This is a genomic window from Dyella japonica DSM 16301, assembly GCF_001010355.1.
Lineage (GTDB): Bacteria > Pseudomonadota > Gammaproteobacteria > Xanthomonadales > Rhodanobacteraceae > Dyella > Dyella japonica.
Genome location: NZ_JPLA01000026.1, coordinates 83,312 through 108,178, shown reverse-complemented (window position 1 = coordinate 108,178; position 24,867 = coordinate 83,312). Strand labels below are relative to the sequence as shown.

28 protein-coding genes are annotated in these 24,867 nt (G+C 64.6%); 15 read left to right on the top strand and 13 right to left on the bottom strand.

The window, feature by feature from the left end; genetic code table 11:
• Position 1 precedes the first annotated feature (1 nt).
• Positions 2 to 925, bottom strand: coding sequence for an oxygenase MpaB family protein (locus Y882_RS10740; protein WP_046971899.1), 924 nt, complete (start codon positions 923 to 925; stop codon positions 2 to 4).
• Between the two features lie 243 nt (positions 926 to 1,168).
• Here Y882_RS10740 and Y882_RS10735 point away from each other — a divergent pair, with 243 nt between their 5' ends.
• On the top strand, positions 1,169 to 2,266 hold the full coding sequence (locus Y882_RS10735) for a 3-deoxy-7-phosphoheptulonate synthase (RefSeq protein WP_046971898.1): 1,098 nt from the start codon (positions 1,169 to 1,171) through the stop codon (positions 2,264 to 2,266).
• Between the two features lie 16 nt (positions 2,267 to 2,282).
• Here Y882_RS10735 and Y882_RS10730 read toward each other — a convergent pair whose 3' ends face one another.
• Positions 2,283 to 2,708 (bottom strand): OsmC family protein, encoded by a 426-nt coding sequence (locus Y882_RS10730; RefSeq protein ID WP_046971897.1) that lies wholly within the window; start codon positions 2,706 to 2,708, stop codon positions 2,283 to 2,285.
• 151 nt (positions 2,709 to 2,859) lie between these two features.
• Between Y882_RS10730 and Y882_RS10725 the strand changes: the two genes are divergently transcribed.
• Positions 2,860 to 3,135, top strand: coding sequence for a GNAT family N-acetyltransferase (locus Y882_RS10725; protein WP_046971937.1), 276 nt, complete (start codon positions 2,860 to 2,862; stop codon positions 3,133 to 3,135).
• A 116-nt stretch (positions 3,136 to 3,251) separates the two neighbouring features.
• Positions 3,252 to 3,941, top strand: a complete 690-nt coding sequence (locus Y882_RS10720) for a DUF1345 domain-containing protein (RefSeq protein WP_046971896.1) — start codon at positions 3,252 to 3,254, stop codon at positions 3,939 to 3,941.
• Between the two features lie 96 nt (positions 3,942 to 4,037).
• Here Y882_RS10720 and Y882_RS10715 read toward each other — a convergent pair whose 3' ends face one another.
• Positions 4,038 to 4,520, bottom strand: a complete 483-nt coding sequence (locus Y882_RS10715) for a YajQ family cyclic di-GMP-binding protein (RefSeq protein WP_046971895.1) — start codon at positions 4,518 to 4,520, stop codon at positions 4,038 to 4,040.
• A gap of 102 nt (positions 4,521 to 4,622) precedes the next feature.
• Between Y882_RS10715 and Y882_RS10710 the strand changes: the two genes are divergently transcribed.
• Both Y882_RS10710 and Y882_RS10705 read left to right on the top strand, forming a co-directional pair.
• Positions 4,623 to 5,801 (top strand): BaiN/RdsA family NAD(P)/FAD-dependent oxidoreductase, encoded by a 1,179-nt coding sequence (locus tag Y882_RS10710; protein ID WP_046971894.1) that lies wholly within the window; start codon positions 4,623 to 4,625, stop codon positions 5,799 to 5,801.
• Between the two features lie 64 nt (positions 5,802 to 5,865).
• A complete protein-coding gene (locus tag Y882_RS10705) occupies positions 5,866 to 6,753 on the top strand; it encodes an NAD(P)-dependent oxidoreductase (protein WP_046971893.1) in 888 nt (295 codons plus the stop codon).
• Positions 6,754 to 6,857: 104 nt separating this feature from the next.
• Here the strand turns inward: Y882_RS10705 and Y882_RS10700 are convergent, their stop codons facing one another.
• Together Y882_RS10700 and Y882_RS10695 are read right to left on the bottom strand one after the other, a co-directional pair.
• Positions 6,858 to 7,325, bottom strand: coding sequence for a YaiI/YqxD family protein (locus Y882_RS10700; protein WP_046971892.1), 468 nt, complete (start codon positions 7,323 to 7,325; stop codon positions 6,858 to 6,860).
• A complete protein-coding gene (locus Y882_RS10695; protein WP_046971891.1) occupies positions 7,322 to 8,203 on the bottom strand; it encodes a PhzF family phenazine biosynthesis protein in 882 nt (293 codons plus the stop codon). The genes Y882_RS10700 and Y882_RS10695 overlap by 4 nt, the downstream gene beginning before the upstream one ends.
• A gap of 163 nt (positions 8,204 to 8,366) precedes the next feature.
• Between Y882_RS10695 and Y882_RS10690 the strand changes: the two genes are divergently transcribed.
• From Y882_RS10690 to Y882_RS10675, 4 genes are all read left to right on the top strand, one after another.
• Positions 8,367 to 8,969 (top strand): rhomboid family intramembrane serine protease, encoded by a 603-nt coding sequence (locus Y882_RS10690; protein WP_046971890.1) that lies wholly within the window; start codon positions 8,367 to 8,369, stop codon positions 8,967 to 8,969.
• 122 nt (positions 8,970 to 9,091) lie between these two features.
• Positions 9,092 to 9,865 (top strand): histone H1-like repetitive region-containing protein, encoded by a 774-nt coding sequence (locus Y882_RS20035; protein ID WP_156171408.1) that lies wholly within the window; start codon positions 9,092 to 9,094, stop codon positions 9,863 to 9,865.
• A gap of 131 nt (positions 9,866 to 9,996) precedes the next feature.
• Positions 9,997 to 10,401: a hypothetical protein gene (locus Y882_RS10680; protein ID WP_046971889.1), complete on the top strand. Its 405-nt coding sequence runs from the start codon at positions 9,997 to 9,999 to the stop codon at positions 10,399 to 10,401.
• A 20-nt stretch (positions 10,402 to 10,421) separates the two neighbouring features.
• Positions 10,422 to 11,525, top strand: a complete 1,104-nt coding sequence (locus Y882_RS10675) for an aminopeptidase (protein WP_425479445.1) — start codon at positions 10,422 to 10,424, stop codon at positions 11,523 to 11,525.
• Here the strand turns inward: Y882_RS10675 and Y882_RS10670 are convergent.
• Positions 11,522 to 12,337: a cytochrome c gene (locus Y882_RS10670; RefSeq protein ID WP_046971888.1), complete on the bottom strand. Its 816-nt coding sequence runs from the start codon at positions 12,335 to 12,337 to the stop codon at positions 11,522 to 11,524. The genes Y882_RS10675 and Y882_RS10670 overlap by 4 nt on opposite strands.
• Positions 12,338 to 12,671: 334 nt before the next feature.
• On the opposite strand from Y882_RS10670, the gene pncB reads away from it, so the two are divergent.
• Positions 12,672 to 13,868, top strand: coding sequence for a nicotinate phosphoribosyltransferase (gene pncB, locus Y882_RS10665; RefSeq protein WP_046971887.1), 1,197 nt, complete (start codon positions 12,672 to 12,674; stop codon positions 13,866 to 13,868).
• Between the two features lie 100 nt (positions 13,869 to 13,968).
• Here the strand turns inward: pncB and Y882_RS10660 are convergent, their stop codons facing one another.
• From Y882_RS10660 to Y882_RS10650, 3 genes are all read right to left on the bottom strand, one after another.
• Complete coding sequence (locus Y882_RS10660) at positions 13,969 to 14,769, bottom strand: MetQ/NlpA family ABC transporter substrate-binding protein (RefSeq protein WP_046971934.1); 801 nt, start codon at positions 14,767 to 14,769, stop codon at positions 13,969 to 13,971.
• Positions 14,770 to 14,845: 76 nt separating this feature from the next.
• A complete protein-coding gene (locus Y882_RS10655; protein WP_046971886.1) occupies positions 14,846 to 15,526 on the bottom strand; it encodes a methionine ABC transporter permease in 681 nt (226 codons plus the stop codon).
• Positions 15,523 to 16,551: a methionine ABC transporter ATP-binding protein gene (locus Y882_RS10650; RefSeq protein WP_046971885.1), complete on the bottom strand. Its 1,029-nt coding sequence runs from the start codon at positions 16,549 to 16,551 to the stop codon at positions 15,523 to 15,525. The genes Y882_RS10655 and Y882_RS10650 overlap by 4 nt, the downstream gene beginning before the upstream one ends.
• Positions 16,552 to 16,682: 131 nt before the next feature.
• Here Y882_RS10650 and Y882_RS10645 point away from each other — a divergent pair, with 131 nt between their 5' ends.
• Positions 16,683 to 17,168: a glutathione peroxidase gene (locus tag Y882_RS10645; RefSeq protein ID WP_046971884.1), complete on the top strand. Its 486-nt coding sequence runs from the start codon at positions 16,683 to 16,685 to the stop codon at positions 17,166 to 17,168.
• Here Y882_RS10645 and dacB read toward each other — a convergent pair.
• Entirely contained in the window at positions 17,153 to 18,766 is a 1,614-nt protein-coding gene (gene dacB / locus Y882_RS10640; RefSeq protein ID WP_046971883.1) for a D-alanyl-D-alanine carboxypeptidase/D-alanyl-D-alanine endopeptidase, read from the bottom strand. The genes Y882_RS10645 and dacB overlap by 16 nt on opposite strands.
• Positions 18,767 to 18,884: 118 nt before the next feature.
• On the opposite strand from dacB, the gene Y882_RS10635 reads away from it, so the two are divergent.
• The gene (locus Y882_RS10635) at positions 18,885 to 19,367 is read left to right on the top strand and encodes an FKBP-type peptidyl-prolyl cis-trans isomerase (RefSeq protein ID WP_046971882.1); all 483 of its coding nucleotides are present in this window, start codon (positions 18,885 to 18,887) and stop codon (positions 19,365 to 19,367) included.
• Positions 19,368 to 19,470: 103 nt separating this feature from the next.
• Positions 19,471 to 20,649 carry an FAD-dependent oxidoreductase gene (locus Y882_RS10630; protein ID WP_046971933.1) on the top strand — a complete coding sequence of 393 codons (1,179 nt, stop codon included), beginning with the start codon at positions 19,471 to 19,473 and terminating at the stop codon, positions 20,647 to 20,649.
• 3 nt (positions 20,650 to 20,652) lie between these two features.
• Here Y882_RS10630 and Y882_RS10625 read toward each other — a convergent pair whose 3' ends face one another.
• Both Y882_RS10625 and Y882_RS20030 read right to left on the bottom strand, forming a co-directional pair.
• Positions 20,653 to 21,795, bottom strand: coding sequence for a phospholipase A (locus tag Y882_RS10625; RefSeq protein ID WP_046971881.1), 1,143 nt, complete (start codon positions 21,793 to 21,795; stop codon positions 20,653 to 20,655).
• Positions 21,796 to 21,930: 135 nt separating this feature from the next.
• Positions 21,931 to 22,374: a hypothetical protein gene (locus Y882_RS20030; RefSeq protein WP_046971880.1), complete on the bottom strand. Its 444-nt coding sequence runs from the start codon at positions 22,372 to 22,374 to the stop codon at positions 21,931 to 21,933.
• A 151-nt stretch (positions 22,375 to 22,525) separates the two neighbouring features.
• Between Y882_RS20030 and Y882_RS10615 the strand changes: the two genes are divergently transcribed.
• Positions 22,526 to 23,800 carry a winged helix-turn-helix domain-containing protein gene (locus Y882_RS10615; protein WP_280136524.1) on the top strand — a complete coding sequence of 425 codons (1,275 nt, stop codon included), beginning with the start codon at positions 22,526 to 22,528 and terminating at the stop codon, positions 23,798 to 23,800.
• Positions 23,801 to 23,803: 3 nt separating this feature from the next.
• Here the strand turns inward: Y882_RS10615 and Y882_RS10610 are convergent, their stop codons facing one another.
• Positions 23,804 to 24,283, bottom strand: coding sequence for a hypothetical protein (locus Y882_RS10610; RefSeq protein WP_244466319.1), 480 nt, complete (start codon positions 24,281 to 24,283; stop codon positions 23,804 to 23,806).
• Between the two features lie 343 nt (positions 24,284 to 24,626).
• Here Y882_RS10610 and Y882_RS10605 point away from each other — a divergent pair, with 343 nt between their 5' ends.
• Positions 24,627 to 24,836, top strand: a complete 210-nt coding sequence (locus Y882_RS10605; protein WP_038616297.1) for a cold-shock protein — start codon at positions 24,627 to 24,629, stop codon at positions 24,834 to 24,836.
• Positions 24,837 to 24,867: the final 31 nt, after the last annotated feature.

Sequence of the window (24,867 nt, the reverse complement as noted above, 5' to 3'; positions counted from 1 at the left end):
ATCAGCGCCAATGCTGCAGCGTGTCGGTGGGCACGCCGACACGCATGCACGCATGGCTGCCGATGCCGTCGTGCAGCGCCATGCGGAAAACCGGCGCCACCGACCATAGCGCCCGTGCGGCCAGTCGCGATTGCGCGCGCTGCAGCGGGGTGCGTTCCAGCAAGGTATCGGCCCATGGCGGCAGCAGCGCTGCGCCCGCCTGAAGGAACACATCGCGCGACAAACCCGCCACCGGCACCGGCAGGCGCACGCGATACAACACATCGAGCACCGCGCGCGAGCGCTCGGTGAAGCGCAGGTCGGGGCGTACGCGACGGAAATAGGCGGTGATCTGCGCCTCGGACGCGGGCACGTCGCGCGCACCCAGCGCCTCGGCGATGCGACGCACCTCATCGTAGTAGCGATCGGCAGCACCGGCGGGCATCGCGATATGGCTATAGCGTCGATAGCCCTGTAGAAAACTATAGGCTTCGGTGACATGGACCCAGGTCAGCAGATGCGGATCATCGGCCGCATAAGGACGTCCATCCTCTGCCGTGCCTTGAACTTGCGCGTGGATGTGCTTGACGCGTTCGATCAAGGCTTGCGCCTGTTCGGCCGGCGCATACGTCGTGCCGCTGACGAATGACGTCGTTCGACGCAGGCGGCCAATCAGGTCGTCGCGGAAGTTCGAGTGGTCCCACACGCCGGCGAGCGCCAGTGGATGCAGGGTCTGCAGCATCAGCGCCGCCAGGCCGCCGGCGAGCATGCCTGGAAAATCTGAATGCACACGCCAGGTGGCGCTGTCGGGGCCGAACAAGCCGGGATCGCCTATCGGATGATCGTAGTCCACATGGCCGCCACCACCGCGTGGAAACGCACTCAGCACCCAGCGTCGGATGGGTTCGCGGGCAGGGCGGGTGAGGAGATTCCACGGTGACGACATGGCTCAAGTTTAGCGCTTGGTTTCAGATGCATCCTTTGCACACTCGAAAATCCTGTGTTATCTCTAACGACCATGACCTCCCACACCGCCCGCCAGTATTTTTGGTATTACGGCTATCCGATGCCGCTGGCGGAGGGTTGGTCTCGACTGTCGTAACGACAAGACACCATTCCGAAAAAAGGCCGCCAGCCACCACTGGCGGCCTTTTTTATGGTCGCGAGTGGAACCTCCCAGGAGATCCCCGTGAACCCTTCCACCGACGATTTACGCATCCGCGCCATCACGCCGCTCACCGCGCCGGCCGAAGTGATGCGCGATTGCGCCGCCAGCGTGCACGCCGCGCATACCGTGAGCGCCACGCGCCAGGCGCTGCACCGCATCCTGGCTGGCGAGGATGACCGACTGGCCGTGGTGATCGGCCCATGTTCGATCCACGACACCAAGGCTGCACTGGAATACGCCGGGCGGCTTGCCCAGCAACGCAAACGCCATGCGGGCGAGCTGGAAATCGTGATGCGCGTGTACTTCGAAAAGCCGCGCACCACGGTGGGCTGGAAGGGGCTGATCAACGATCCCGATCTGGACGGCAGCTTCCGCATCGACAAGGGCCTGCGACTGGCGCGCGGCCTCTTGCGCGACATCAACGAACTCGGCGTGCCGGCCGGCTGTGAATTTCTCGACATGATCACGCCGCAATACATCGCCGACCTGGTGGCATGGGGCGCCATCGGTGCGCGCACCACCGAGAGCCAGGTGCATCGCGAGCTGGCCTCGGGTCTGTCCTGCCCGGTGGGTTTCAAGAACGGCACCGACGGCAATGTGAAGATCGCGGTGGACGCGGTGAGCGCCGCCTCGCAGCCGCACCATTTCATGGCCGTGACCAAGGACGGCCACACCGCCATCGCGGCCACCACTGGCAATGAGGACTGCCACGTGATCCTGCGCGGCGGCAAGATGCCCAACTACGACGCGGCCAGCGTTGAAGCGGCGTGCGCCGCGATCGTCAAGGGCGGACAACAGGCCCGCGTGATGGTCGACGCCAGCCATGCCAACAGCCTCAAGCTGCCGGAGAACCAGCCGCGCGTGATCGACGATATCGCGGCGCAACTGTCGGCGGGCGAGCAGCGCATCGTCGGCGTGATGGTGGAAAGCCACTTGGTCGGTGGTCGCCAGGATCTGCTCGACGGCCAGCCGCTGCGTTATGGCCAGAGCATCACCGACGGTTGCATCGACTGGGAGGACTCGCTGCAGGTGCTCGATCGCCTGGCCGAGGCCGTACGTGCGCGACGCGCTGCACTGGCGGCGGCACCGCGGCCAGTGCGCGCAGGTTGCGCTGGTTGATGTGCGCGGCGGAACTTCAGCTGGCGAGTTGGGCGTCGAGGTTGATCGTCGCCTTGAGCACCTTCGACACGGGGCAGCCTTCCTTGGTGGCCTTGGCGATCTTGTCGAAGGTGGCGGCATCGACGCCATCCACTTTCGCGCGGCAGGTGAGATCGACCGTGGTGATGGAAAAGCCGTCGCCATCCTTGTCCAGCGTCACCACCGCCTTGGTCTCGATATGCGTGGCGGCATGGCCGGCCTGTTCGAGGCCCAGCGCGAGCGCCATCGTGTAGCAGCCCGCATGAGCCGCACCAAGCAATTCTTCGGGATTGGTGCCCGGTCCGTCGGCAAACCGCGACTGGAAGCCGTAGCGCGCTTCGTGCAGCACGCCTGAGGCGGTGGAGATGGTGCCGGAACCTTCCTTGAGCCCGCCCGACCAGACGGCGGATGCGTTTCGTTTCATGTTCAGCTCCCTGGAGCAGGCGATGGTGTCGCGGAAGCTTGCCGAAAGAGTCATGCACGAAATGCGAACGCGATCGCGCAAGGTCTTCACGCGTGGTTCGCTGCCACTTGCTTTAATCTCCGCGCCGGTCACCCCGACGAGGGCGCGTTTCATGTACGCCGAGATCAACCACAACGCCAGGACGCACCGCTTCGAAACAAAAGTGGACGGCGTGCCCTGCGTGCTCGACTACACGCTGGAAAATGGTGTGATGACCATCACCCACACCATCGTTCCGTCGGCGGTGGGCGGTCGCGGCATCGCGTCCCATCTGGTGCGCACGGCGCTGGACATGGCGCGGGAAGAACACTGGCGGGTGGATCCAGCCTGTTCGTATTCGGAGATCTGGATGACCCGCCATCCGGAGTATCAGGACCTGCACGTCTGAACCGCAAGCGGGGCTACGAGAACGCGCTGCACAGGCTCTAAGATGCGCCATGCCCGCTACCGGGTCATGGAGAGAGCGTTTGCGATGAAGAGCTGGCTGAGCGCAGGAACGTGCGCATGAGCACCGCGTCCGGGAAGCCCCGTCCCCGCAAGAATGGTTTCGTCCCTTTCCGCATCCTGCGCGCCCGTCCGCGCCTGATGATCTCCGGCGCTGTCGCGCTCATCGTCGGCCTGGCGCTGTGGTACTGCTTGCGGCTGACGCCTGCCGAGGCGCTGCTGCTCGGCTTCGATCTGGGCGTCGCGGTTTACCTGACGGCGCTGACCATCCTGTTCTGCCGCACGACCTCGCCCGACCTCATGCGCGGGCAGGCGCGCAAGCAGGACACCGGCCGCTGGGGCGTGTTGTGGACCTCGCTGATCCTCACCGGCTTCGTGTCGCTGGCGCTGACCACCGAAACGGGCGGCGCCAAAGGTGGCGACGCGAAGGCGCTGATGGTCGCCGCGGCGAGCATCGTGCTGTCCTGGCTGTTCTTCAACGTGATGTTCGGCATGCACTACGCGCACGGCTTCTACGGCGATTTCGGCAAGAAGCATGAAGGGCTGGATTTCCCCGGCACGGAGGAACCCGATTACTGGGACTTCATGTATTTCGCCATCGTCATCGGCATGACCTTCCAGGTCTCCGATGTGCAGATCAGCAGCCGCTATCTGCGCCGCGTGGCCTTGCTACACAGCGTGATCGCGTTCTTCTTCAACGTGTTCATCATTGCGATCAGCGTGAATATGGCGGCGGGATTGGCGGGTTGATGCAGCGGCACCTTGTGTGCGACCTGGCGAACGGCGGTCGCGCACAGGGTGCGCTCCTACAAGGGTGAATTCGCCTCGCTCGGCGAGGGCGCCAACTCAATCGCGGAAATTGTCAAACTGCAGCGGCAGTTCCACATCGGCTTTGCGCAACACGGCCATGGCCTCCTGCAGGTCGTCGCGCTTCTTGCCCGTCACGCGCAGCTTGTCGCCGTTGATCTGCGCCTCGACCTTGAGCTTGGCCGCCTTGAGCGTGGCCACCAGCTTCTTGGCGATCGCCTGCTCGATGCCTTGCTTCACCGTGACCTTCTGACGCGAGCCGCCCAGGTTGGTTTCGGCGTCGCCCACATCCAGCGCGCGGATGTCGATTTTGCGTGAGGTAAGGCGGCCACGCAGGATGTCCAGCATCTGCTCCAGCTGGAATTCGCTGGGGGCGGACTGGGTGATGACGAACTGGTCCAGCTCGAACTTCGCATCGGTGCCCTTGAAGTCGAAGCGGCTGGCCAGCTCGCGGTTGGCCTGGTCCACGGCATTGGTCAGTTCGTGCTTGTCGACTTCGGAAACGACGTCAAAAGAAGGCATGGTGGCGGTCCGGTCCGGGGAAAAGCCGAGTTTAAGCGATCTGGCGCATCCTGTCGGATAATGCACGGTCATTGAACAGGAGCAGGGCATGGCGGTGCGCGCGTGAAAGTGGATGTGCTGGTCATCGGTGGCGGCGCCGCCGGACTGATGTGCGCCATCGTTGCCGGCCAGCGCGGGCGCAGCGTGCTGGTGGTGGACCATGCCAACAAGGTCGGCAAGAAGATCCTCATGTCCGGCGGCGGGCGCTGCAATTTCACCAACCTGGGCGTGACGCCGAACGCCTATCTGTCCGCCAATCCGCACTTTCCCAAATCGGCCCTGGCCCGCTATACGCCGTGGGACTTCATCGCGATGGTGGAGAAACATCGCATCGCCTACCACGAGAAGGAGCTGGGCCAGCTGTTCTGCGATGACTCGTCCAAGCTGATCGTGCGCATGCTGCTGGACGAGTGCGCGCAAGCCGGCGTGCGCATCGAAACCAGCTGCGGCGTGCAGCGCGTGCGCAAGACCGACGAGGGTTTCAACGTGGTCACGGCGCATGGCGAAGTACATGCGCAATCGTTGGTGGTTGCTTCTGGCGGCCTGTCGATTCCGAGCATGGGCGCCAGCGGTTTTGGCTACGAACTGGCGCGGCAGTTCGGCCATGCGGTGTTGCCCACCCGCGCCGGCCTGGTGCCGCTCACGCTGAGCGGCAAGCATCAGGAGCGCTATCAGGATCTGGCGGGTGTGGCTTTGCCTGCGGTGGATGCAAGCGTGGGCAAGCGTTCATTCCGCGCCGGCCTGTTGTTTACGCACCGTGGCATCAGTGGACCATCGATCCTGCAGATCTCCTCGTATTGGCAGCCCGGTGACGACCTGCGCATCAACCTGTTGCCGGAGCTCGATCTCGGGCAGTGGCTGCAGGAACAACGCGTTGCGCGTCCCGCGGCGGAACTGAAAAACGTACTGGGCGACGTGCTGCCTCGCCGCCTCGCGCAACGCCTGTGCGAACTGTGGTTCGAGAGCCGTCCGATGCGCCAATACCGCGAAGCGGAGCTGCACAAGATCGGCGAACAACTGCACGACTGGCCCATCGTGGCCAGCGGCACCGAAGGTTACCGCACCGCCGAAGTCACGCTGGGCGGCGTGGATACCGATGGCCTTTCCTCCACCACCATGCAATCGAAACTCGTGCCGGGCCTGTATTTCATCGGCGAGGTCGTCGATGTCACCGGCTGGCTCGGTGGCTACAATTTTCAGTGGGCATGGGCGTCGGCGCACGCGGCGGGCGAAGTGGTCTGATTTCGCACAAGGTGAACATGCGGCGTGATCCACTGCGCGGATAGTTCAGTGTGGAGACCAACGCATGAAAGTGGGTTTTATCGGCCTCGGTGCCATGGGCAGTGCCATGGCGAGCAACCTCATCAAGGCCGGGCATGAGGTCACCGTGTGGAATCGCTCGCCGGGACCCACCGAGCCTCTGGCGTCGCTGGGCGCCAAGGTGGTGAAGACGGCCGACCGCGCGGCGCAGGGCGAGGTGCTTTTCAGCATGCTGGCCAACGACCAGGCCGTGCGCAGCGTGTTTGTCGACGGCCGCCTGCTCGACGGCATGGACCAGGGCACGGTGCATGTGAACCACGCGACCATTTCCGTGGCCCTGGCGCGTGAGATGGCGCAGGAGCACGCGCAACGAGGCCTGGATTACCTGGCCGCCCCCGTGTTCGGTCGCCCTGATGTGGCGGCGGCGGGCAAGCTCAACATCCTGGTGGCCGGCAAGCCGCACGTGGTCGAGCGCGTGCGTTCGCTGCTCGAGGTCATGGGCAGCCGCATCTGGCCGCTGGGCGAGGCGCCGGAGCGGGCGAACGTGGTGAAGATCGCCGGCAATTTCATGATCGGCGCTGCCATCGAGAGCATGGCCGAAGCATCGGCGTTGACGCGGGCGCATGGCGTGAGCGCGGCGGATTTCCTCGACGTGATGACCAACTCGCTGTTCGCCACGCCCGCTTACCAGGGCTACGCCAGACTCATCGCCGAAGCGCGCTATACGCCGGCCGGCTTCGCCCTGCCGCTGGGCTACAAGGACATCGGCCTCGCGCTGGCAGCCGCGGACGCAACGCGCGTGCCCTTGCCGCTGGCAGGCGTGTTGCGCGACAGCCTGCTCGAGGCCTTGTCCACCGGCGACGAAGATGTCGACTGGGCCATCATGGCGCAGGTGGCTGCACGTCGTGCGCATCTGGATGAGCGCAAGCTCTAAAGAACACTGCCAATTACCTTGTAGGAGCGCACCCTGTGCGCGACCGTCACGCTACGTCGTACCCGTCGCGCACAGGGTGCGCTCCTACAAGGGGGAGGTAGCGCTCAGCGCGTCTTGCGAAACTGCACCAGCCAACGATCCAGCTGATTGGCAAACGCCTGCTTGTCGCGCGCATGAAACGCCGCCGGACCGCCGGTGTCGACGCCCGAGCCGCGCAATTCATCCATGAAATTGCGCATGGAGAGCCTCTGCGCAATCGTGTCCGGCGTATACAGCTCGCCGCGCGGATGCACGGCAAGCGCGCCTTTTTCGATCACCAGGGCCGCCAGCGGAATATCCTGCGTCACCACCAGGTCGCCTGCATTCACGCGTTCCACGATCTCGGCATCGGCCACGTCGAAACCGCCGGGCACCTGGATGGCGCGCACGAAACGCGAGGGCGGCGTGCGCAGCCATTGGTTGGCCACCAGGGTCACCTGCACCTGCTCGCGTTCCGCCGCGCGGAACAGCACCTCTTTGATCGGCGCAGGGCAGGCGTCGGCATCGACCCAGATCTGCGGCCGCGTGCTCACGGCTGGCCGTTCCAGTGCAGCGTGCCGTCAATGATGGTGTTGGTGCGTCCACCGATCCATACGGTGTTGCCGTCGATGCGCACGCAAAGGCTGGCGTCGTGGCCGATCTCACGACCCTGGCTCACCATGTAACCGCGTGCGAGCGGGCCGTCGGGTTCGGCATGCGCGATATAGGCGGCAATCAGGCCGTTGGCGGCGCCGGAGGCCGGGTCTTCCACCAGGCCGACGCCGGCCGGCAGCGCGCGCACCACCAGCTGGTAGTCCGGATGCGAGCTGCGCGCAAACACGCACAGGCCCATGCTGTCGGTGGCCTTGGCCAGCGCGCCGATGGCGCTATGGTCGGGCTTCCATTGGCGCAGCGAGGCCTCGTCGGCGCATTCGGCCAGCCACCAGTGGCGGCCACCTGACACAAAGGCCGGCGGCAGCGTGCCCAGGCCGATGCCGGCCAGTGCGGCATCGAGCAGCGGATGGGCGTCGCGGCCGGTTTTCTCGACCGTGGACGGCGGCGATTTCAGCAGCAACTGGCGCGAGCCGTCGCTGCCTTCGACGCGGATCGGCAAGACGCCGGCACCGCATTCCTGCCACAGCACGCCGTCCACCGGTTTGGCCAGTCCGCACAGCAGGACAGCGTGCGCGCTGCCGATGCTGGGATGGCCGGCAAACGGAATTTCCTTGTGCGGCGTGAAAATGCGCACGCGATAGCTGGCGCCGGGTTGGCTGGGCGGCAGCAGGAAGGTGGTTTCGACCAGATTGGTCCAGCGGGCGAAGGCTTGCATGCGGGCATCGCTCCAGCCGGTGGCGTCGGTGACGACGCCCAGGTGGTTGCCGCCGCCGGGAGCGGCGGCAAAGACGTCCAGATGCAGGTAACGGATCGACATGGGGAGTGCCTGGGGCGTGGGGAAACGCTTGAAGCCGGGCATGATAGTGCGGAATGCGGCTCTGCGCTTGGGCTTTCCGCTGCGTGCGGAGTCGACAAGCGCCCGCCGCGCCGCCAAGATGCGGATTCTTTGTCACCGCCTCCCGCCTGTCACGGAAGTCCGCATGATCACCCTGATCATCATCGCCATCACCTCCATCGTGTCCTTCATGGCGTTCAACAACGCCCGCCTGATGAATGATCTGATCCTGTGGCCGCCCGCCATCACCCGCAGCCGCGAGTACCACCGGCTGGTGACCTACGGGGTGGTGCATGCCGATTTCGGCCACCTGCTGTTCAACATGATCACGCTGTACTTTTTCGGCCGCAGCATGGAAGGGTTTTTCACCGCGTCGCTGGGTATGCTGGGATTCGCGCTGTTCTACATCCTGGCGCTGGTGGTCTCGATCCTGCCCACATATCTGAGCAACAAGAACAACCCTAATTACCGCAGCCTGGGCGCTTCCGGCGCGGTGTCGGCCGTGCTGTTCTCGTACATCCTGCTGGCGCCGTGGTCGCGCATTATCGTGTTCGTGATACCGCTGCCGGCGATCGTCTACGCCTTGCTCTACGTGGGCTATTCCATCTACATGGACCGGCGCGGGCAGGGCAACGTCAACCACAGCGCGCACCTGTGGGGCGCCGCGTTTGGCGTGGCCTTCACCGTGGTGGTTCGACCGGAAGTGATCTCGCATTTCCTGGCGGCACTCTCGCAGCCGAGATTTTGATCACGGCATGACTTCCAATGGCGGTTTTGCTCACCCCTGATACATGTTGTTGGTGTTACTTGTCGGTTAGTCCGGCGTGATGGGGCGTCGGGCATTCTCGACTACCGCAGGAGTGAAGACGCATGGCAACGAAGCGCAAGCCGGCCGCGAAGAAATCCTCGGCCAAGAAAGCAGCCACCCGCAAATCCACTGCCAAGAAAACCACCGCTCGCAAACGCGCTACCGTCAAACGGGCCGTCCGCAAGACGGCAGCCAAGAAGGCGACACGCAAGACCGCCGCCAAGAAGGCAACGCGCAAGACCGTAGCGAAAAAAGCAACGCGCAAAACCGCCGTCAAGAAGGCAACCCGCAAGACGGCAGCCAAGAAGGCGACGCGCAAAGCACCCGCACGCAAGACCGCGACGCGCAAGGCCGCCGCACGCAAATCGACGCGCAAGACCGCAACCAAGAAGGCCGCACCGCGCAAGACCGCGGTGAAGAAGGCCGCGGCCAAAAAGACCACCCGCAAACGCGCCACTGCCAAGAAGGCGGCCAAGAAAACCGCCACACGCAAGGCGGCGACCAAGCGCGCCGCACCTCGCAAGGCCGCCGCCGCGCCGAGCAAGACAGCCGCCAAGGCCGCGCCTGCGGCAGGACGCAGTCGAGCCGCGCCCAGCGCACGGCCACGCCGCCCGGCACGCCAGCACCTGACCCCGCAGGAGGCCGCCGAGCATATCCAGGCGCTGCTTGAGGCCAAGCAGGAGCGGGTACGCCAAGGACCCACCTGGCCCGGCGCCGATGAACACCCCGGCGGCAACAACGGTCACCTGGATACGGGCACCAGCAACGGTGGTGTTTCCAGCGAGGCGGTCTACGGGCATATCCGCCAGCCACCCGAGCGCAGCGGCAATAACTGAACCGACGACGCCACGTCGGTCCCGGCATGGCTGGCAGGTAAATACCCGCCAGTCATGTCGGTAGCGTTCAGTGCGCACTTACCAGCACAGGTTCAAAGTGAGGCTGTCTTCCCCCCTGAAGGCCTTACGTCATGAAACGCGTGCTTGCCGGTCTCGCTCTGGCGGTTGCCACCGCGGCGCTATCCGGCTGTTACTACGATCCGGGCTACAGCTACGTGCGTCCGGTCGCTACCGGTGGCGGCGACGCCTACTACGGTACCGGCGTCACCTATAGCAACGGCTACTACCCCGGCTACTACTACCCGAGCTATGGCTACTACGGTTACGGCTGCTGTTATGGCCCGGCCGTAAGCATCGGCATTGGCGGCTGGTACGGCGGCGGCTACCGCGGCGGCTATTACCACGGTGGTGGCTACTATCGCGGCGGCGGCTATTACCACGGCGGTGGCGGCTATTACCGCGGTGGCCACGGCAGCTGGAGCGGTGGCCACGGCAATGGCGGTCACGGCGGCTGGAACGGCGGCCACGGCCACTGAAATCGCGGCACAATCGCGGCATGACGTTGCCACGCTTCGTGCCGACCATCCCCGCCATCCTCAGGCCCATCGTCACCGTGACGATGGGCTTGTTGCTTGGTGCGTGCAGCACCGTCGATTACTACGCTCACGTGGCCAAGGGCCAGAGCGAGCTGGTGATGAACCGCCGCGACGTGAGCGAGGTGCTGCGCGATCCGTCCACCGATGCCGAAATCCGCAAGCGCCTGGAACTGGCCCAGCAGGCGCGCCGGTTCGCGACCGATCGCCTGGATCTGCCGGATAACCGCAGCTACACCAGCTACGTGAAGCTCGACCGTTCCTACGTGGTGTGGAATGTGTTCGCGACGCCACGTTTTTCCATCGCGCCGATCCAGCACTGCTTTCCCTTCGCCGGTTGCGTGGCCTATCGCGGCTATTTTTCCAAGGACAAGGCCAAGGCCGAGTCGTTGCGGCTGGAGGCGCAGGGCGATGACGTCTACGTCGGCGGCGTGCCGGCGTATTCCACCCTGGGCTGGTTCGCCGATCCCATCCTCAGCAGCATGATGCGCTGGGACGACGACGAGCTGGCCGCCACCATCTTCCACGAGCTCGCGCACCAGCTGATCTACGTGAAGGACGACAGTTCATTCAACGAGTCCTTCGCCAGCTTCGTGCAGGAGGAGGGCCTGCGCCAATGGCGCCAGTCGCGTGGACTGCCGGCGCAGAACGATCGGGAGAAGACCATGGACGATGGCTTCACCTGGTTGGTGATGGATCTGCGCGACCGCCTGAAGACGCTCTACGCCAGCGGCGTGGACGAACCGGCCATGGCCAAGGCCAAGCAGCAGGCCATCGACGACTTCCGCGTGCGCTACGTGCAGTGGCGCGACCTGGACTGGCCGGGCGACCATCGCTACGACGCCTGGGTCAATGGTCCGATCAACAACGCGCGGCTGCTGCCGTTCGGCATTTACGATCGCTGGACGCCGGTGTTCCTCGCCCTGTTCCGTCACGCGGAAGGGCAGTGGCCCGCGTTCTACGCCAGCGTGCGCGAGTTTGCGCGGCAACCGTACACGCAGCGGCAACGTTCGCTGCAGCAGTGGCTGGATTCGACCGGGCAGCCGTCGATCGCGCCGTCTCCCTAGGGCTGCGCCTTGCGGCCGGCCATGTGCCGCAGATAGGCCAGCAGATCATCCAGGTCCTGATCGGACAGCGCCTTGCGATCAAAGCCGGGCATGCGCGCCTGCGGCCAGTGACGCAGCGACTGCGGATCGCGGAGATACGCGCGGAACAAATCCTCGCGCAGATATTCCGTCGGACTGTGGGGAATATTGAGGTCCGGGCCCAGCTTGGCGTCACCCTGACCATTGAGCGTGTGGCACGCGAAGCAGGTGTGCTGGAACACCACGAAGCCGCGCTGCACGGGGCTGCCGGCCTTGAGGGCGGGATCGGGCACGATGGCGGGGAAGCGTTCGGCCACGGGCGCCTGGCGGCGGATGGAGGCCAGCTGGAATGGCCACTGCTCCGGCCCGATCTTCATTGCCTCCGGCTGGGTCCACACGACGTAGAAGGGGCCCGCATCGCCCTTGATCTCGGCCAGCGTCGGCCAGGGCTGGGCGGGATCCTCCACGGCGAGCCAGGCTTCCGAGCCGTGCGCGCGCACGATCAGGGCCGCTGAGATCTGCGCAGCGAAACCGTCGGAGGCGGTGAATTGCAGGGTGTCGTCGGGCGATACGCCCTCCAGCAACGCCTTCAGGGGCACGGCGCGGTAACGCATGGGGCGCTTGAAGGCGACATCGGCTGGAATCGTCACGTCGCGGGCATCGCTGCGCGCCAGCAGCTGGGCGGTGTTGTAGGTCTTGCTGCCGTGGCCCAGGTCGACCGTGAGATCGGCGGCATGCAGGGGCAGGGTGGCGGCCAGGGCGAGCAGGCACAGGCGTTGTAGCAGGCGAACCATCGGGCGACGTTTCCTTGGAATAAGCCGCCGATGCCAGGCGGGAGTGCCCAGCTTGCCAAAAGCTGAACGAAACTGACGGGGCGCTTGAACTAGCGCCAGGCCGGCCACACTAAGCATACGTATCGCCGTGACGGCGACAAGAAGTGGTACAGCACCATCGTGCCACTGAGGGGTCGGTCCTTTTCCCCTCTTTGTTATGAGACCGGCCTGACAAAACCTCGGTAGCCCCTCCCCTGGCTACCGGGGTTTTTATTTGCCTGGGGTTCGCCGCCGACTCGCCGCGACCACCGCCGGGCGAGGATAATCAAGGCTCCCCGCGCCGCGTGAGCGACTGATGATCGTTTCCTCCCTGCTTGACACCGATCTGTACAAGTTCTCCATGATGCAGGTCGTGCTGCATCACTATCCTGCGGCGCAAGTCGAATACAAGTTCAAATGCCGCAACCCCGGCATCGATCTCACGCCGTATATCGACGAGATCCGCCAGGAGCTGGAGGCGCTGTGTTCGCTGCGCTTCACGCCGGCTGAACTGGATTACCTGCGCACCTGGCGCTTCATCAAGAGCGATTTTGTCGACTTCCTGGGCCTGTTCCAGCTCAACGCCAAGTACGTTGAGATCGTTCCCGCGCAGGACGGCCCCGGCGAGATCGAGATCCATATCCGCGGCCCGTGGCTGCACACCATCCTGTTCGAAGTGCCGCTGCTGGCGATCGTCAACGAGGTGTATTTCCGCCATACCCAGCCCGGTCTTTCGCTGGATGAAGGACGTCGCCGCCTGCGCGAAAAGATCGCACTGCTGCGCGACACCGAAGGCTTCCAGGAATGCCGCATCGCCGATTACGGCACGCGCCGCCGTTTCTCTCGTGCCTGGCAGGAGGAAGTCGTCACCACCTTGCGCGACGGACTGGGCCGCCAGCTCACCGGCACCAGCAATGTGTGGCTGGCCTGGAAACTCGGTCTCACCCCGCTGGGTACGCTGGCGCATGAGTACCTGCAGGCGCATCAGGCGCTCGGACCACGGCTGCGCGACTCGCAGGTGGCGGCGCTGGAAACCTGGGCGAGGGAATATCGCGGCGACCTGGGCATCGCGCTGTCCGACGTGTACGGACTGAGCGCTTTCCTGCGCGACTTCGACATGTATTTCTGCAAGCTGTTCGACGGCACGCGCCATGACTCGGGCGATCCGTTTGCGTGGGGTGAGCGTGTGCTGGCGCATTACCGCGCCAATCGCGTCGATCCGCGCACCAAGGTGCTGGTCTTCAGCGACGGCCTGGATATTCCCAAGGTGATGCAGCTGTACGAACACTTCCACGGCCGCTGCCAGCTGGCCTTTGGCGTGGGCACCAACCTGACCAACGATGTGGGACCCGAGCCGCTGCAGATCGTGATCAAGATGATCCGCTGCAACGGCCAGCCGGTGGCGAAGCTCAGCGATACGCCCGGAAAAAATATGTGCGAGGACAGCGCCTACGTGGCGTATCTGCGCAGGGTGTTTGAGATTCCGGCTGATCCGGAAGCGGTGACCTGCTAAGGCTTTCCGTATTGTGGGAGCGCACCCTGTGCGCGACTGCCGCCACCGCTGTTCGGGCGAGGCCAGTCGCGCACAGGGTGCGCTCCCACAGGGGAGCTCTTCAGAACGCAGGCAACACCGCGCCCTGGTACTTCTGCTCAATAAACGCCTTGATCTCGGGGCTGGTGAGTGCCTTGGCCAGCGCCTGCACGCGCGGATCGTCCTTGTTGTCCGGACGGGCCACCAGGTAGTTCACGTACGGCGAGTCCTTGTCCTCGATCAGCAGCGCGTCCTTGGTCGGGTTGAGGCCCGCGGCGAGCGCGTAATTGGTGTTGATCAGGGCGAGGTCCACCTCGTCCAGCGTGCGCGGCAGCATCGCTGCCTCCAGCTCGCGGAACTTCAGGTGCTTGGGATTAGCCGTGATGTCCTTCTGCGTGGACAGCTCGTTGCTCGGATCCTTCAGCGTGATCAGCCCATGCTTGGCGAGCAGCAGCAGCGCGCGGCTGTTGTTGCTGGGATCGTTGGGCAGGGTGACCGAGGCGCCATCCGGCAGCTGGTCGATCGACTTGAGCTTGCGCGAATAGGCGCCGAACGGCTCGATATGCACGCCCGTCACGATGGTGAGGTTGGTGCCGCGTTCGCGGTTGAACGCGTCGAGGTAGGGCTTGGTCTGGAAATAATTCGCATCGACCGACTTTTCCAGCACCTGCGTATTGGGCTGGACGTAGTCGGCAAACACCTTGATTTCCAGCTCGATGCCCTGCTTGGCCAAGATCGGCTTGACCTGCTTGAGGATCTCGGCGTGCGGCACGGCGGTGGCGGCTACCACCAGCTTCTGGCTGTTGGCGTCGCCGCCGCTGTTGGATGACGAACAACCCGCCAGCAGGAGCAAGGCGGAAAGGATGGCTATGAGCTTATTCATCTTCGTTATATGGCGAAAACGCGTGATGCGGTGCAACACCATAGCCGTCCATACCGCCGAATGCAAAAGCGCCTGATCAATGCCGCGTATAGCGCGCCACGATACGGTCGCCGGCCATCTGCAACAGCTGGACCAGCACGATCAGCAGCACGACGGTGACCACCATGTAATCGGACTTGTAGCTGAGATAGCCGTAGCGATAGGCCAGGTCGCCCAGGCCGCCCGCACCGATGGCGCCGCCCATGGCCGTGTAGCCGACCAGCGCAATCGCCGTCACGGTGATGCCGGCGATCAGTCCGCCGCGCGCCTCGGGCAGCAACACGTGGCGCACGATCTGCCAGGTGGTGGCGCCCATCGCCTGGCTCGCTTCGATCACGCCACGCTGCACTTCGCGCAGCGCTGTTTCCACCAGGCGCGCGAAGAACGGCGCCGCGCGGATCACCAGCGGCGGGATCGCACCGCGTATGCCGAGCTTGGTGCCCACCAGTACATAGGTGAGCGGCATCAGCACGATCATCAGGATGATGAAGGGGATCGAACGCAGGATATTCACCAGCAGCGACAACACCGCGTAGAGCTTGGGCATCGCGCGCAGCTGGCCCTTGCCAGTGAGATACAGCAGCACGCCCAGCGGCAATCCAACCACGATGGTCAGCAGCAGCGAGCCGCCGAGCATCAGCAGCGTGTCGATGCAGGCGTGGCCGATCTCGCTCCAGTCATCGATATTCGGAAAGAGATTCTGCAGCGGAGCGCTCATGCGCGATTCTCCAGCGATGAGGTGATTTCTTCGATCTCGATGCCCGACTCGCGAAGTATGGTCAGCGCGTCGTCGACCCGTTCGCCCTGCATGGCCAGCGTGAGCTGCCCATAGGGAAGGTCTTTGATACGGTCGATACGCCCGGCGAGGATATTGAAATCGACGCCGGTCTCGCGTGCGACGCGCCCCAGTGCCGGCGTCCAGGTGGCCTCGCCGCGAAACGACAGGCGCAGGATGCGGCCAGGCACATGAGCGAACGGCATCTGCTCGCCGGCCGCTTCTTCCGGCAACGCCTCGTTGACGAAACGGCGCGTCGTGGCATGTTTCGGATGCAGGAAGACATCGGCGACGGCGCCGCTCTCCACGATGCGCCCGGCATCGAGCACGGCCACGCGGTCGCACACGCGGCGCACCACGTCCATCTCGTGCGTGATCAGCACGATGGTGAGCTTGAGCTCGCGGTTGATCTCCGCCAGCAGCTCGAGCACGGAAGCCGTGGTCTGCGGATCGAGCGCGCTGGTGGCTTCGTCGCACAACAGGATGGACGGCCGGTTGGCCAGCGCGCGCGCAATGCCTACGCGCTGCTTCTGGCCGCCGGAAAGCTGGGAGGGATACTTGTCGGCATGTGTGGTCAGGCCCACGCGCGCCAGCAGCTCGTCCACGCGCTGGGCAATGGATGCGCTGTCGTGCTCGCCGGCCAGGCGCAGCGGGAAGGCCACGTTTTCGGCCACGGTCTGCGACGACAGCAGGTTGAAGTGCTGGAAGATCATGCCGATGCGCTGCCTCTGCTGGCGCAGCTGCGATTCCGTCAACGCGGTCATATCGGTATCGCCGATCTGGATGCGGCCGCCGCTGGGCCGTTCCAGCAGGTTGATCAGACGTATAAGCGTCGATTTGCCCGCACCGGAATGGCCGATGATGCCGAACACTTCGCCATCGGCGATGTCGAGGCTGAAGGGTTGCAGCGCGGGAACGTCCCGTCCGTCGACACGGTAGGACTTATGGACATCCAGAAATCTGATCACGGAATACCTTCGGGGAAACCGGGGAGGCTGGCGCCTGGGGCAGCTGCCGGGGGTGCCGGCGGTGGCAAGCATAAGACACCGTGACGCTGCATGGGGCTAGACTGGCGTCCTTTCAACGAGGAATGGCAGCCATGACCTCTGTCTATGACTTCTCCGCCCGCGATATCGACGGCAACGAGCGTTCGCTCGGCGACTACCGCGGCAAGACGCTGTTGATCGTCAACGTGGCGTCCAAATGCGGATTCACCCCGCAATACACCGGGCTGGAAGCCTTGTGGCGCACCGATCGCGAGCGGGGCCTGGTGGTGCTGGGCTTTCCTTGCGACCAGTTCGGCCATCAGGAGCCGGGCGACGAGGCCGAGATCCGCAATTTCTGCTCCACCAGCTACGACGTCAGCTTCCCGCTGTTCGCCAAGGTCGAGGTCAACGGCGACGGCGCGCATCCGCTGTACAAGTGGCTCAAGAGCGAGGGCAAGGGCATCCTGGGCAGCGAATCGATCAAGTGGAACTTCACCAAGTTCCTGGTCGACAGCAACGGCCAGGTGGTCAAGCGCTACGCCCCCACCGATACGCCGGAGAAGATCGGCAAGGATCTCGAGCGTCAGTTGGCGGGATGAGTCGCCACCGCCGGTGCTGAGCTGGCGCTGCTGGGCGCATGGCGCGAGCCGGCCAGCAGCACGGCAATCTGGTCGATATCGCGGGTGGCGCTGGGTGCGCCCGCCGGCGGATCGTAGTTGTTGAGCATGATGGCGAACGCCAGCCGTTCGCCATCGCCGCTGGTGACGTAGCCGGCCAGGCAATGCACGAAGCTCATGCTGCCGGTTTTCGCGTGCACGTTGTTTTCGGCCGGGGTGTTGCGCATGCGCCATTGCAAGGTGCCGTCCACGCCGGCGATCGGCAGCGCTTCCACCAGCGCCGGCCCATACGGTTGCTTGGCGAGGAAGGCGAGCAGATACGCCATCGCGTTCGGCGTGGCCAGGTTGCGGCGGGAGAGCCCCGTGCCTTCCTCAATCAGGCTCGCCGCGGGCGTGATGCCAATCTGCTCCAGCAGCTGATGCATCGCGCGTATGCCCCAGCGTTCACTGGTGACGAAACCCATGCTGCCCTCGCGCTGCTCCGTATCGGCCTGCGCCTTGACGCCGGCGAGCAGCAGCAGGTTTTGCAGGTAGAGATTCTGTGAGCGCTTCAGGCCGCGCTCCAGTATTTCGCTGATGGGCGGCGACAGCACTTCGGCCAGCGTGCGCGGTTGCGCGGGCAGGAACGTATCGCGGCGCGGCCAGTGCACCGTGAGCAGTTTGCCGTCGAGCTGGATGCCACGGCGCACCAGCGCCTCCTGAAGCAGCCGGCCCGCGAATTGGGCCGGGTCGGGCAGGGCGAGCTTGTAATTCTGCGCGGGCGATTTCGCCGCGATATTGCCGAACGCGTACAGCACGCCATCGCCGGGCGCCCGATACAGGTTCACGTCGTTGTGGGTGCGCTGGGCGCTGGTGATCACCTCGTTGGCCACGCTGGGTATCGCGTTGGCAGGATCGAAGCGCAACTCGGCCGGCGCACCGGCGCCGACGCCCGCGGTCACCGTGAGATCCACCTGATTCTCGCCCACACTCAGCGCCGTGGCCGGCACGGCGAACCAGCTTTGCAGGTCGATCGCTTCCCAGCCGCTGCCCATCATGGGGCTGGCGAAATACGTCGTATCGGCGATCAGATCGCCGTGGACGTGGCGCAGACCCTGCGCTGCCAGTTGTTCGGCGAGCTGATCGGCCCAGCGCAGCGTGGCGGGGTCGACGCCAAGCGTGGGGTCGCCCATGCCGTAGAGAATCAACGGCCCGTCCAGCTTTCCGTTGCGGATCTCGCCGCCGCTGACCACGCGGGTAGGAATGCGGTAGTCGGGCCCCAGCTGGCTCAGCGTCACCGCCGCCGTGAACAGCTTGGCGGTCGAGGCGGGCTGGAACAGTTGGTCCGCGTGATGGCTGTAAACGCTGCGTCCGTTGCTGAGCGAAATTACCGCGATGCCCCAGTCGGCGCCGGCAAAGCGCGGCTGGCTGATCAGACTGTCGATCTGCTCGGCGAGCGTGGGCTGGACGGTGGCCGGCGGCGCGGGAATAGCCTGGTTTTGAGCTGCGGCGACCACCGGCGTGCCCAGCGACAAGGCCGCCAGTGCCAGCCCCAACAGGACAGGCCAACGGCGGGCTGCTGCGTATTTCTGAGAACCCATGGAGGGAGTATCGCCAATCCGATGGCCCCGCGCCTAGCCAGCATCGTCACAAGGGGTCTGTTAATCTTGCAGTTTCGTGCCGGTCTCTGCCGGCGCCACTCCCCACTCAGAGAACATCATGCAGATCGCCAACAACTCCGTCGTTTCCTTCCATTACACGCTGACCGACGACAACGGCCAGGTCCTCGACAGCTCGCAGGGTCGCGAGCCGCTCGTGTACCTCCAGGGCGTGGGCCAGATCGTCCCGGGCCTGGAAAAGGCGATGGAAGGCCGTCAGGTCGGCGATCAGTTCAAGGTCGACGTGGTGCCGGAAGAAGGCTACGGCGTGCACCATGCCGAGCTCGTGCAGGAAGTGCCGCGCGAGGCCTTCCAGGGCGTGGACGATATCCAGCCGGGCATGCAGTTCCAGGGCCGCGGCCCGCAGGGCGCCATCAACGTCACCGTGACCAAGGTCGAGAACGACAAGGTGCACATCGACGGCAACCATCCGCTCGCCGGACAGACGCTGCACTTCGACGTGGAAGTGACCGACGTGCGCGCCGCCAGCGAGGAAGAGCTCTCGCACGGCCACGTGCATGGTGAAGGCGGCCACCACCACTAAGGGGTGACGCGCGGCGTCGGCGCGAGCGTCGACGCCGCCTCTGGCGAGGCATGAAGCCGTCGCATGGTTCGTGCACACTGGCGCGAACCGACAGGGAGCAGTCATGCAGGGGACTCTACGCATCGCCGTCGTGGGTTACGGCGTGGCCGGGCAGGCAAGCTGCCTGTTGCTGTCGGCAGCCGGGCATTCCCTCACGGTATTCGAACAAGCGGCTGCTCCCGGTCCCGTGGGCGCCGGTTTCCTGCTGCAACCCACCGGTCTTTCCGTGCTCGCTCGCCTGGGCCTGCACGATCAGGCGCTGGCGAGCGGCCAGCGCATCGAGCAACTGTACGGATGCAACCTGGCCGGTCGCATGGTGATGGACATGCGCTATCGCGATCACGCGCCCGACTGCTTTGGCCTGGGCATGACGCGGGGCGCGCTGTTCTCGCTGCTGCATCGGGCCTACGCCGACCACGATGCCATCCGCACCGGCACACGCATTGAGCGACGGTCGCAAGACGGCAAGTATCTTCTCGACGCCACCGGGCAACAGCACGGCCCGTTCGACCTGGTGATCGCCGCCGATGGTGCGCACTCGCTGCTGCGTCGCGATGCGGACGTCCATCATCGCGACCAGCTTTATCCCTGGGGCGCGATGTGGTGCCTGCTGCCTGCCGCTGATTGGCCGCATGCCGATGTGTTGCAGCAGCGCTATGCCGGGACGCGGGAAATGGTCGGCCTGCTGCCGGTGGGGCGACGCGACGACAGCGATCAACGCTGGCTCACCTTCTACTACAGCCTGCCCGGCGCACAGGTCGACGCTTTCGACGATGCAGCGCTGGAACGCCTGCGCCAACGCGTGACCACGCTGTGGCCGGAAGCGTCGTACCTGCTGGACAACCTGCGATCCGCGACGCAATTGCACCGGGCGCGTTACCGGGATGTGGTACTGCGCAGCACGGTGAGCGACAACGCCGTGTTCATCGGCGACGCCGCCCATGCCATGAGCCCGCAGCTGGGGCAGGGCGTCAACATGGCGCTGCTCGATGCGCTGGCGCTGGCCGACGCCCTGGCGGCACATGACGAACTCGCCCCTGCCTTGAATGCCTATCGAAAAGCACGCCGCAGGCACGTGGGCATCTATCAGCGCCTGAGCCGATGGATGACGCCGCTGTTCCAGTCCGATCGGCAGGCGCTGGCCGCACTGCGTGATCGGATGTTCGGCCCCTTGGGTCGCATGCCGGTGGCGCGCGGTCAGATGCTGCGCATCCTCACCGGCACCAAGCAAACCTGGTGGTAGCGATCAGTACCAGTCCAGCAGCGACACGCCGATGCCGAGGTAGGTGGCGTTGTGGTTGTAGTCGATCAGGCTTTCGCCATAACCCTTGAACAGCTCCATGTAGCCGCGCAGATTGCCGGCCACCGGGAAGGACCAGGTGAACTGCGCCGCGCCATGACTCTCGCTGCCTGCGCGCAGGGAATGGCGCAGCATCAGGCCGAATTCCTGGCCTTGCCATTCGTGGATGATCTGCATGTCGGCGCGACCCATGTAATTGTCGATATCCGGATTGTTGTCGTCCGGACCGCCTTCGGGGATACGCCACCATGGACGGAACATGATGGTCCAGCCGGGCCGCTCGAAACCGGCATAGCCCATCACGCGATTCCAGCTGCGCGAGAGCGGATCGGATTGTCCGTTGGATTGGTGATCGAGGCCGACGCCGAGCAGCCGGCCGTTCCACCCGCCGAGCTGATAATTGGTGTTGAACATCAGCATGACTTCGGGCTCGTAATCGGTCTCGCGGAAGGGGCGCGATTCCTTCTCGTTGTAGACCTGCCAGCGCGAGGACTGGGTAAAGGCGGCCCATACATCGCCCTGGTCGCCGAACACGCCTTGCCAGATCTTGGTCTTCAGGCTGAGCTGGAATTTGCTCTCGATATTGTCCACCTGCTGCGGCTCGGTGACCGTGTTGAGCGGGTTGGGACTGTCGGGTTGCCGGTTCTGGTTGCTGCTGGCGAAGAAGGGCAGCACCACGATGGGCTTGTAGCCGCGCAGATTGAAGGTGCCCAGCTTGCTTTCGGGCGAAAGCTCCCAGCGGCTGTCGAGCAGCGAGAGCGGTTTCACATCCGACGTGGCCTGCTCGCTCTCGGTGCCTGTCGCCTGGGTATTTGCGCTTGCCACCCGCGATGCTTCGTGGCCGAAAGCATTGCTCGAGGGGCTCGTCGACGTGGCCGGCGCCGGTGCTTGTGCTGCAGCATCGCTCTTCTTCTGCGCGGCCGGCAGATTGTCGCGTCCTGTGGCGCGGTCGTAGCAAGCCAGTCGCTGTGCATCCGTCTCGATGGCGGTACAGGCGCGGATGTCCATCGGACTGGGGTTCTGCGCATGCGCAGCGAGGGAAGGCAGGCCAAGCGTGAGCGAGACAGCTGCCAGGGAAGTGAGTCGCATGGTGAGGCTCCATCCTGGGCGGGCACGCGATCGGGAGCGCAGCGCCGGGGATTGCCTGGATAGCAGCCGCTTCCTGTATCGCATATGACGACGCGGGCCGCCGTTGCCGACGACCCGCGTCCGAAGTGCCGCATCTTACCGGTTGTTGCTTAACCAGGCCTCGTACTGCGCCTTGCTCACGCGGCCGGACTTGGCCTTGTCCACATAGGCCCAGTCATTGGCCAGCAGCGGATAGGCCGAAGCATCGCTTTCGGAAATGTACTTCTTGCCATTGGCCAACTGCTCGAAGCTTGGCGCGGGTCCTGCGTTGACCGGCGGTACGCTTGAGTTGATGGTTACCGGCTGCCTGCCGCTGGCCGTCTGTGCCTGCGTACCGCCCGGCGGGGGCGGAGGCGTCGGCTGCGTGGCCGGCATGACTTGCGTCGGCGGCGGAGGCGTCGGTTGCGCAGGCATCGATTGCGCCGGCGGCGGCGGGGGAGGAGGCGGCGTCGGCATGGTCTGGTCTTGCGCCAACACCGTGCCCGCCAGCATCAGCGAACCGGCGGTAACAAGAGCGATCAGAGGTGTGCGGGATTTCATCGTCGTGACTCCATGCCAGAATGCGTGGCTCGTGAACGGATGCGCGCGATGGGGCAGTGATGGAATGCAATGTCGCGCTGCAGTCCTTCGCGCTGCACACAAACTAACAAAGCACGGCTAAATGCCGCCTCAACACAGGCATCGTGATCACGTGAAGTCATCGTTACCGTTGTCGGTTCCTTCATCCGTCCCACACACGGCGTTGAATCTGGCGCAGGCAAGGCGTCTTCATCTGGCGGCGCAGGGCCTGCTCAGCAAGCCCAAGGCGCGCGCCAAACCGATGCATGTGGTCGATGCGATCACGCGCATGCGTCTGCTGCAGATCGACAGCATTCACGTGGTCGCGCGCAGTCCCTATCTGGTGCTGCATTCGCGCCTGGGCCACTACGATCCGCAATGGCTCGAGGATGCGCTCGATGCCGGACGCATTGCCGAATGCTGGGCACACGAAGCGTGCTTCGTGCCGTCGGCGGACCTCGCGCTACACCAGGCCTGGCGCAGGCAGCGTGCGATGCATTGGGCATACAAGCACGCCGATCGCATGCATCGCGAACATCGCGAAGGCATGGACGCGCTGCTGGCACGCATACGCGACAACGGCGCCGCGCGCGCAGCGGATTTCGACAGCGAGACCAAGAGCGCTGGTGGCTGGTGGTCGTGGAAGCCCGAAAAGCGCTGGCTGGAAGCATGGTTTGCGCTGGGCGACCTGATGGTGACGCGACGCGAGCGCTTCCAGCGCGTCTACGATCTTGAGCAGCGCGTGCTGGAAAAACTCGATCCGCCGCTGGATCGCGCACTGCTTGTGCTCGATCATGAAGCCTTGCGTCGTCGCTTCATCCTCGACAGCGTGCGCGCGCTGGGCGTGACGCAGGCGCGCTGGATCGCCGACTACTACCGCCTGAAACCGGCGGTGACCGACAAGGAGCTTGCACTGCTGGTCGCCGAGGGCGAGTTGCTGCAGGTGCAGGTGGCCGATTGGAAAGTGCCCGCCTATGTCCATCGCGACCATGCCGGCGTGCTCGCGCAGGCGGCGGCAGGTCAGCTGCGCGCCACGCACACGACCTTGCTGTCGCCATTCGATCCGGTGGTGTGGGACCGTGCACGCGCCGAAGCCTTGTTCGGTTTCGAATACACCATCGAATGCTACGTGCCGGCGCCGAAGCGCAAGTATGGCTACTACGTGCTGCCCATTCTTCATCGTGGCCAATTGATCGGCAGGCTGGATGCGAAGGCACATCGTCGCGAGGGCATGTTCGAGGTCAAGGCGCTTTTCCTTGAACCCGATGTCGAGGCGACGCCGCGATTGCTAGAAGAGGTGGCCGACGCCATTCGTGCCACGGCGCAATGGCACGACACACCCAAGGTGAAACTCGCGCGCAGCCGGCCTGCGTCGGTGGCCGCTGCACTGCGCGCGCTACTGCGCTGAAACTCAGTGCGCGCTGCTGCTGGCGGCCGGCGACACTGGTGCGCACGATTTCCCTTGCAGGGTCTCGCGCAGCTGCTTGGCAAGCGCGGTGCAGCGAGCGCCCAGTTGCGGACGCGTAGTGGGGTCCACCGAATCCTGCAGCAGGCTGGTGCGCATGTCCTGATAACGCGACTGCAGCTGGTCGGGCGTATAGACGCCGGCGACGGCATGGCAGGAAACGTAGCTGGCCAGGTAGTCGTCGCAGGCCGGAATACCCGTGCTGTTCGGCAGCGGCTTGCCGCCCGAGGTGGTCACGGTACCGGTACGGGGCTTGGCCGTACCCGTCGTCGTGCCGGCGGTTCCCGCCGTATGGGTAGCCGGTTGGGCCGTCGTGGTGTGGGCGGTCGTGGTGGGGCGCGTCTGGGGCTTATCGGAACAGCCGCCGAGTATCACGCCGCCAGCGACAAGGGCGAGCAGGGCGAGGCGGTGGTGACGAAACATCATGGAGCTACTCCTGCACGAGGGTTGCGGGTTGAGCGGGGCGTCGTTCGCGACCCATCCAAGGGACGAGATGAAATGCGAAGATGGCGTGAAAATCATACGTCGTTTTGTAAGACCTAACGGTTATTCATTCAGGTTTTGAGGCCTGAAACCAGTCGCATTACGCCCTGGGAGCGGTTATGATGCACTCACTGTGTTTGCTGGGGTCACCAGAGTTTTGTGACCCGATGCCGCTGATCTCGATCTAGCCTCATCGCCTCACCCCTAGGGTTTCCTTGCACACCAGTAAGCCGGCCTGCACATGTCGTGCGGGCTGAGTCTGTTCAAATCCTACGGAGTGATTTACATGTCTGATCGTCAGATCGGTACCGTCAAGTGGTTCAACGACGCCAAGGGCTTCGGCTTCATCAGCCGTGACAACGGCCCGGACGTCTTCGTGCATTTCCGCGCGATCCAGGGCAATGGCTTCAAGAGCCTGCAGGAAGGCCAGAAGGTCTCCTTCAAGGTCGTGCAGGGTCAGAAGGGCCTGCAGGCCGACGAAGTGATCCCGCAGTAATAGCCTTGCGGTTATAGGCGGTTTTAAACGC

Excerpts from the sequence above, each read along its gene's own strand:
- Y882_RS10740 (WP_046971899.1), bottom strand. The coding sequence starts at position 925 with ATGTCGTCACCGTGGAATCTCCTCACCCGCCCTGCCCGCGAACCCATC.
- Y882_RS10730 (WP_046971897.1), bottom strand. The coding sequence starts at position 2,708 with ATGAAACGAAACGCATCCGCCGTCTGGTCGGGCGGGCTCAAGGAAGGT.
- Y882_RS10725 (WP_046971937.1), top strand. The coding sequence starts at position 2,860 with ATGTACGCCGAGATCAACCACAACGCCAGGACGCACCGCTTCGAAACA.
- Y882_RS10720 (WP_046971896.1), top strand. The coding sequence starts at position 3,252 with ATGAGCACCGCGTCCGGGAAGCCCCGTCCCCGCAAGAATGGTTTCGTC.
- Y882_RS10715 (WP_046971895.1), bottom strand. The coding sequence starts at position 4,520 with ATGCCTTCTTTTGACGTCGTTTCCGAAGTCGACAAGCACGAACTGACC.
- Y882_RS10705 (WP_046971893.1), top strand. The coding sequence starts at position 5,866 with ATGAAAGTGGGTTTTATCGGCCTCGGTGCCATGGGCAGTGCCATGGCG.
- Y882_RS10695 (WP_046971891.1), bottom strand. The coding sequence starts at position 8,203 with ATGTCGATCCGTTACCTGCATCTGGACGTCTTTGCCGCCGCTCCCGGC.
- Y882_RS10690 (WP_046971890.1), top strand. The coding sequence starts at position 8,367 with ATGATCACCCTGATCATCATCGCCATCACCTCCATCGTGTCCTTCATG.
- Y882_RS20035 (WP_156171408.1), top strand. The coding sequence starts at position 9,092 with ATGGCAACGAAGCGCAAGCCGGCCGCGAAGAAATCCTCGGCCAAGAAA.
- Y882_RS10680 (WP_046971889.1), top strand. The coding sequence starts at position 9,997 with ATGAAACGCGTGCTTGCCGGTCTCGCTCTGGCGGTTGCCACCGCGGCG.
- Y882_RS10675 (WP_425479445.1), top strand. The coding sequence starts at position 10,422 with ATGACGTTGCCACGCTTCGTGCCGACCATCCCCGCCATCCTCAGGCCC.
- Y882_RS10670 (WP_046971888.1), bottom strand. The coding sequence starts at position 12,337 with ATGGTTCGCCTGCTACAACGCCTGTGCCTGCTCGCCCTGGCCGCCACC.
- pncB (WP_046971887.1), top strand. The coding sequence starts at position 12,672 with ATGATCGTTTCCTCCCTGCTTGACACCGATCTGTACAAGTTCTCCATG.
- Y882_RS10660 (WP_046971934.1), bottom strand. The coding sequence starts at position 14,769 with ATGAATAAGCTCATAGCCATCCTTTCCGCCTTGCTCCTGCTGGCGGGT.
- Y882_RS10655 (WP_046971886.1), bottom strand. The coding sequence starts at position 15,526 with ATGAGCGCTCCGCTGCAGAATCTCTTTCCGAATATCGATGACTGGAGC.
- Y882_RS10645 (WP_046971884.1), top strand. The coding sequence starts at position 16,683 with ATGACCTCTGTCTATGACTTCTCCGCCCGCGATATCGACGGCAACGAG.
- dacB (WP_046971883.1), bottom strand. The coding sequence starts at position 18,766 with ATGGGTTCTCAGAAATACGCAGCAGCCCGCCGTTGGCCTGTCCTGTTG.
- Y882_RS10635 (WP_046971882.1), top strand. The coding sequence starts at position 18,885 with ATGCAGATCGCCAACAACTCCGTCGTTTCCTTCCATTACACGCTGACC.
- Y882_RS10630 (WP_046971933.1), top strand. The coding sequence starts at position 19,471 with ATGCAGGGGACTCTACGCATCGCCGTCGTGGGTTACGGCGTGGCCGGG.
- Y882_RS10625 (WP_046971881.1), bottom strand. The coding sequence starts at position 21,795 with ATGCGACTCACTTCCCTGGCAGCTGTCTCGCTCACGCTTGGCCTGCCT.
- Y882_RS20030 (WP_046971880.1), bottom strand. The coding sequence starts at position 22,374 with ATGAAATCCCGCACACCTCTGATCGCTCTTGTTACCGCCGGTTCGCTG.
- Y882_RS10610 (WP_244466319.1), bottom strand. The coding sequence starts at position 24,283 with ATGATGTTTCGTCACCACCGCCTCGCCCTGCTCGCCCTTGTCGCTGGC.
- Y882_RS10605 (WP_038616297.1), top strand. The coding sequence starts at position 24,627 with ATGTCTGATCGTCAGATCGGTACCGTCAAGTGGTTCAACGACGCCAAG.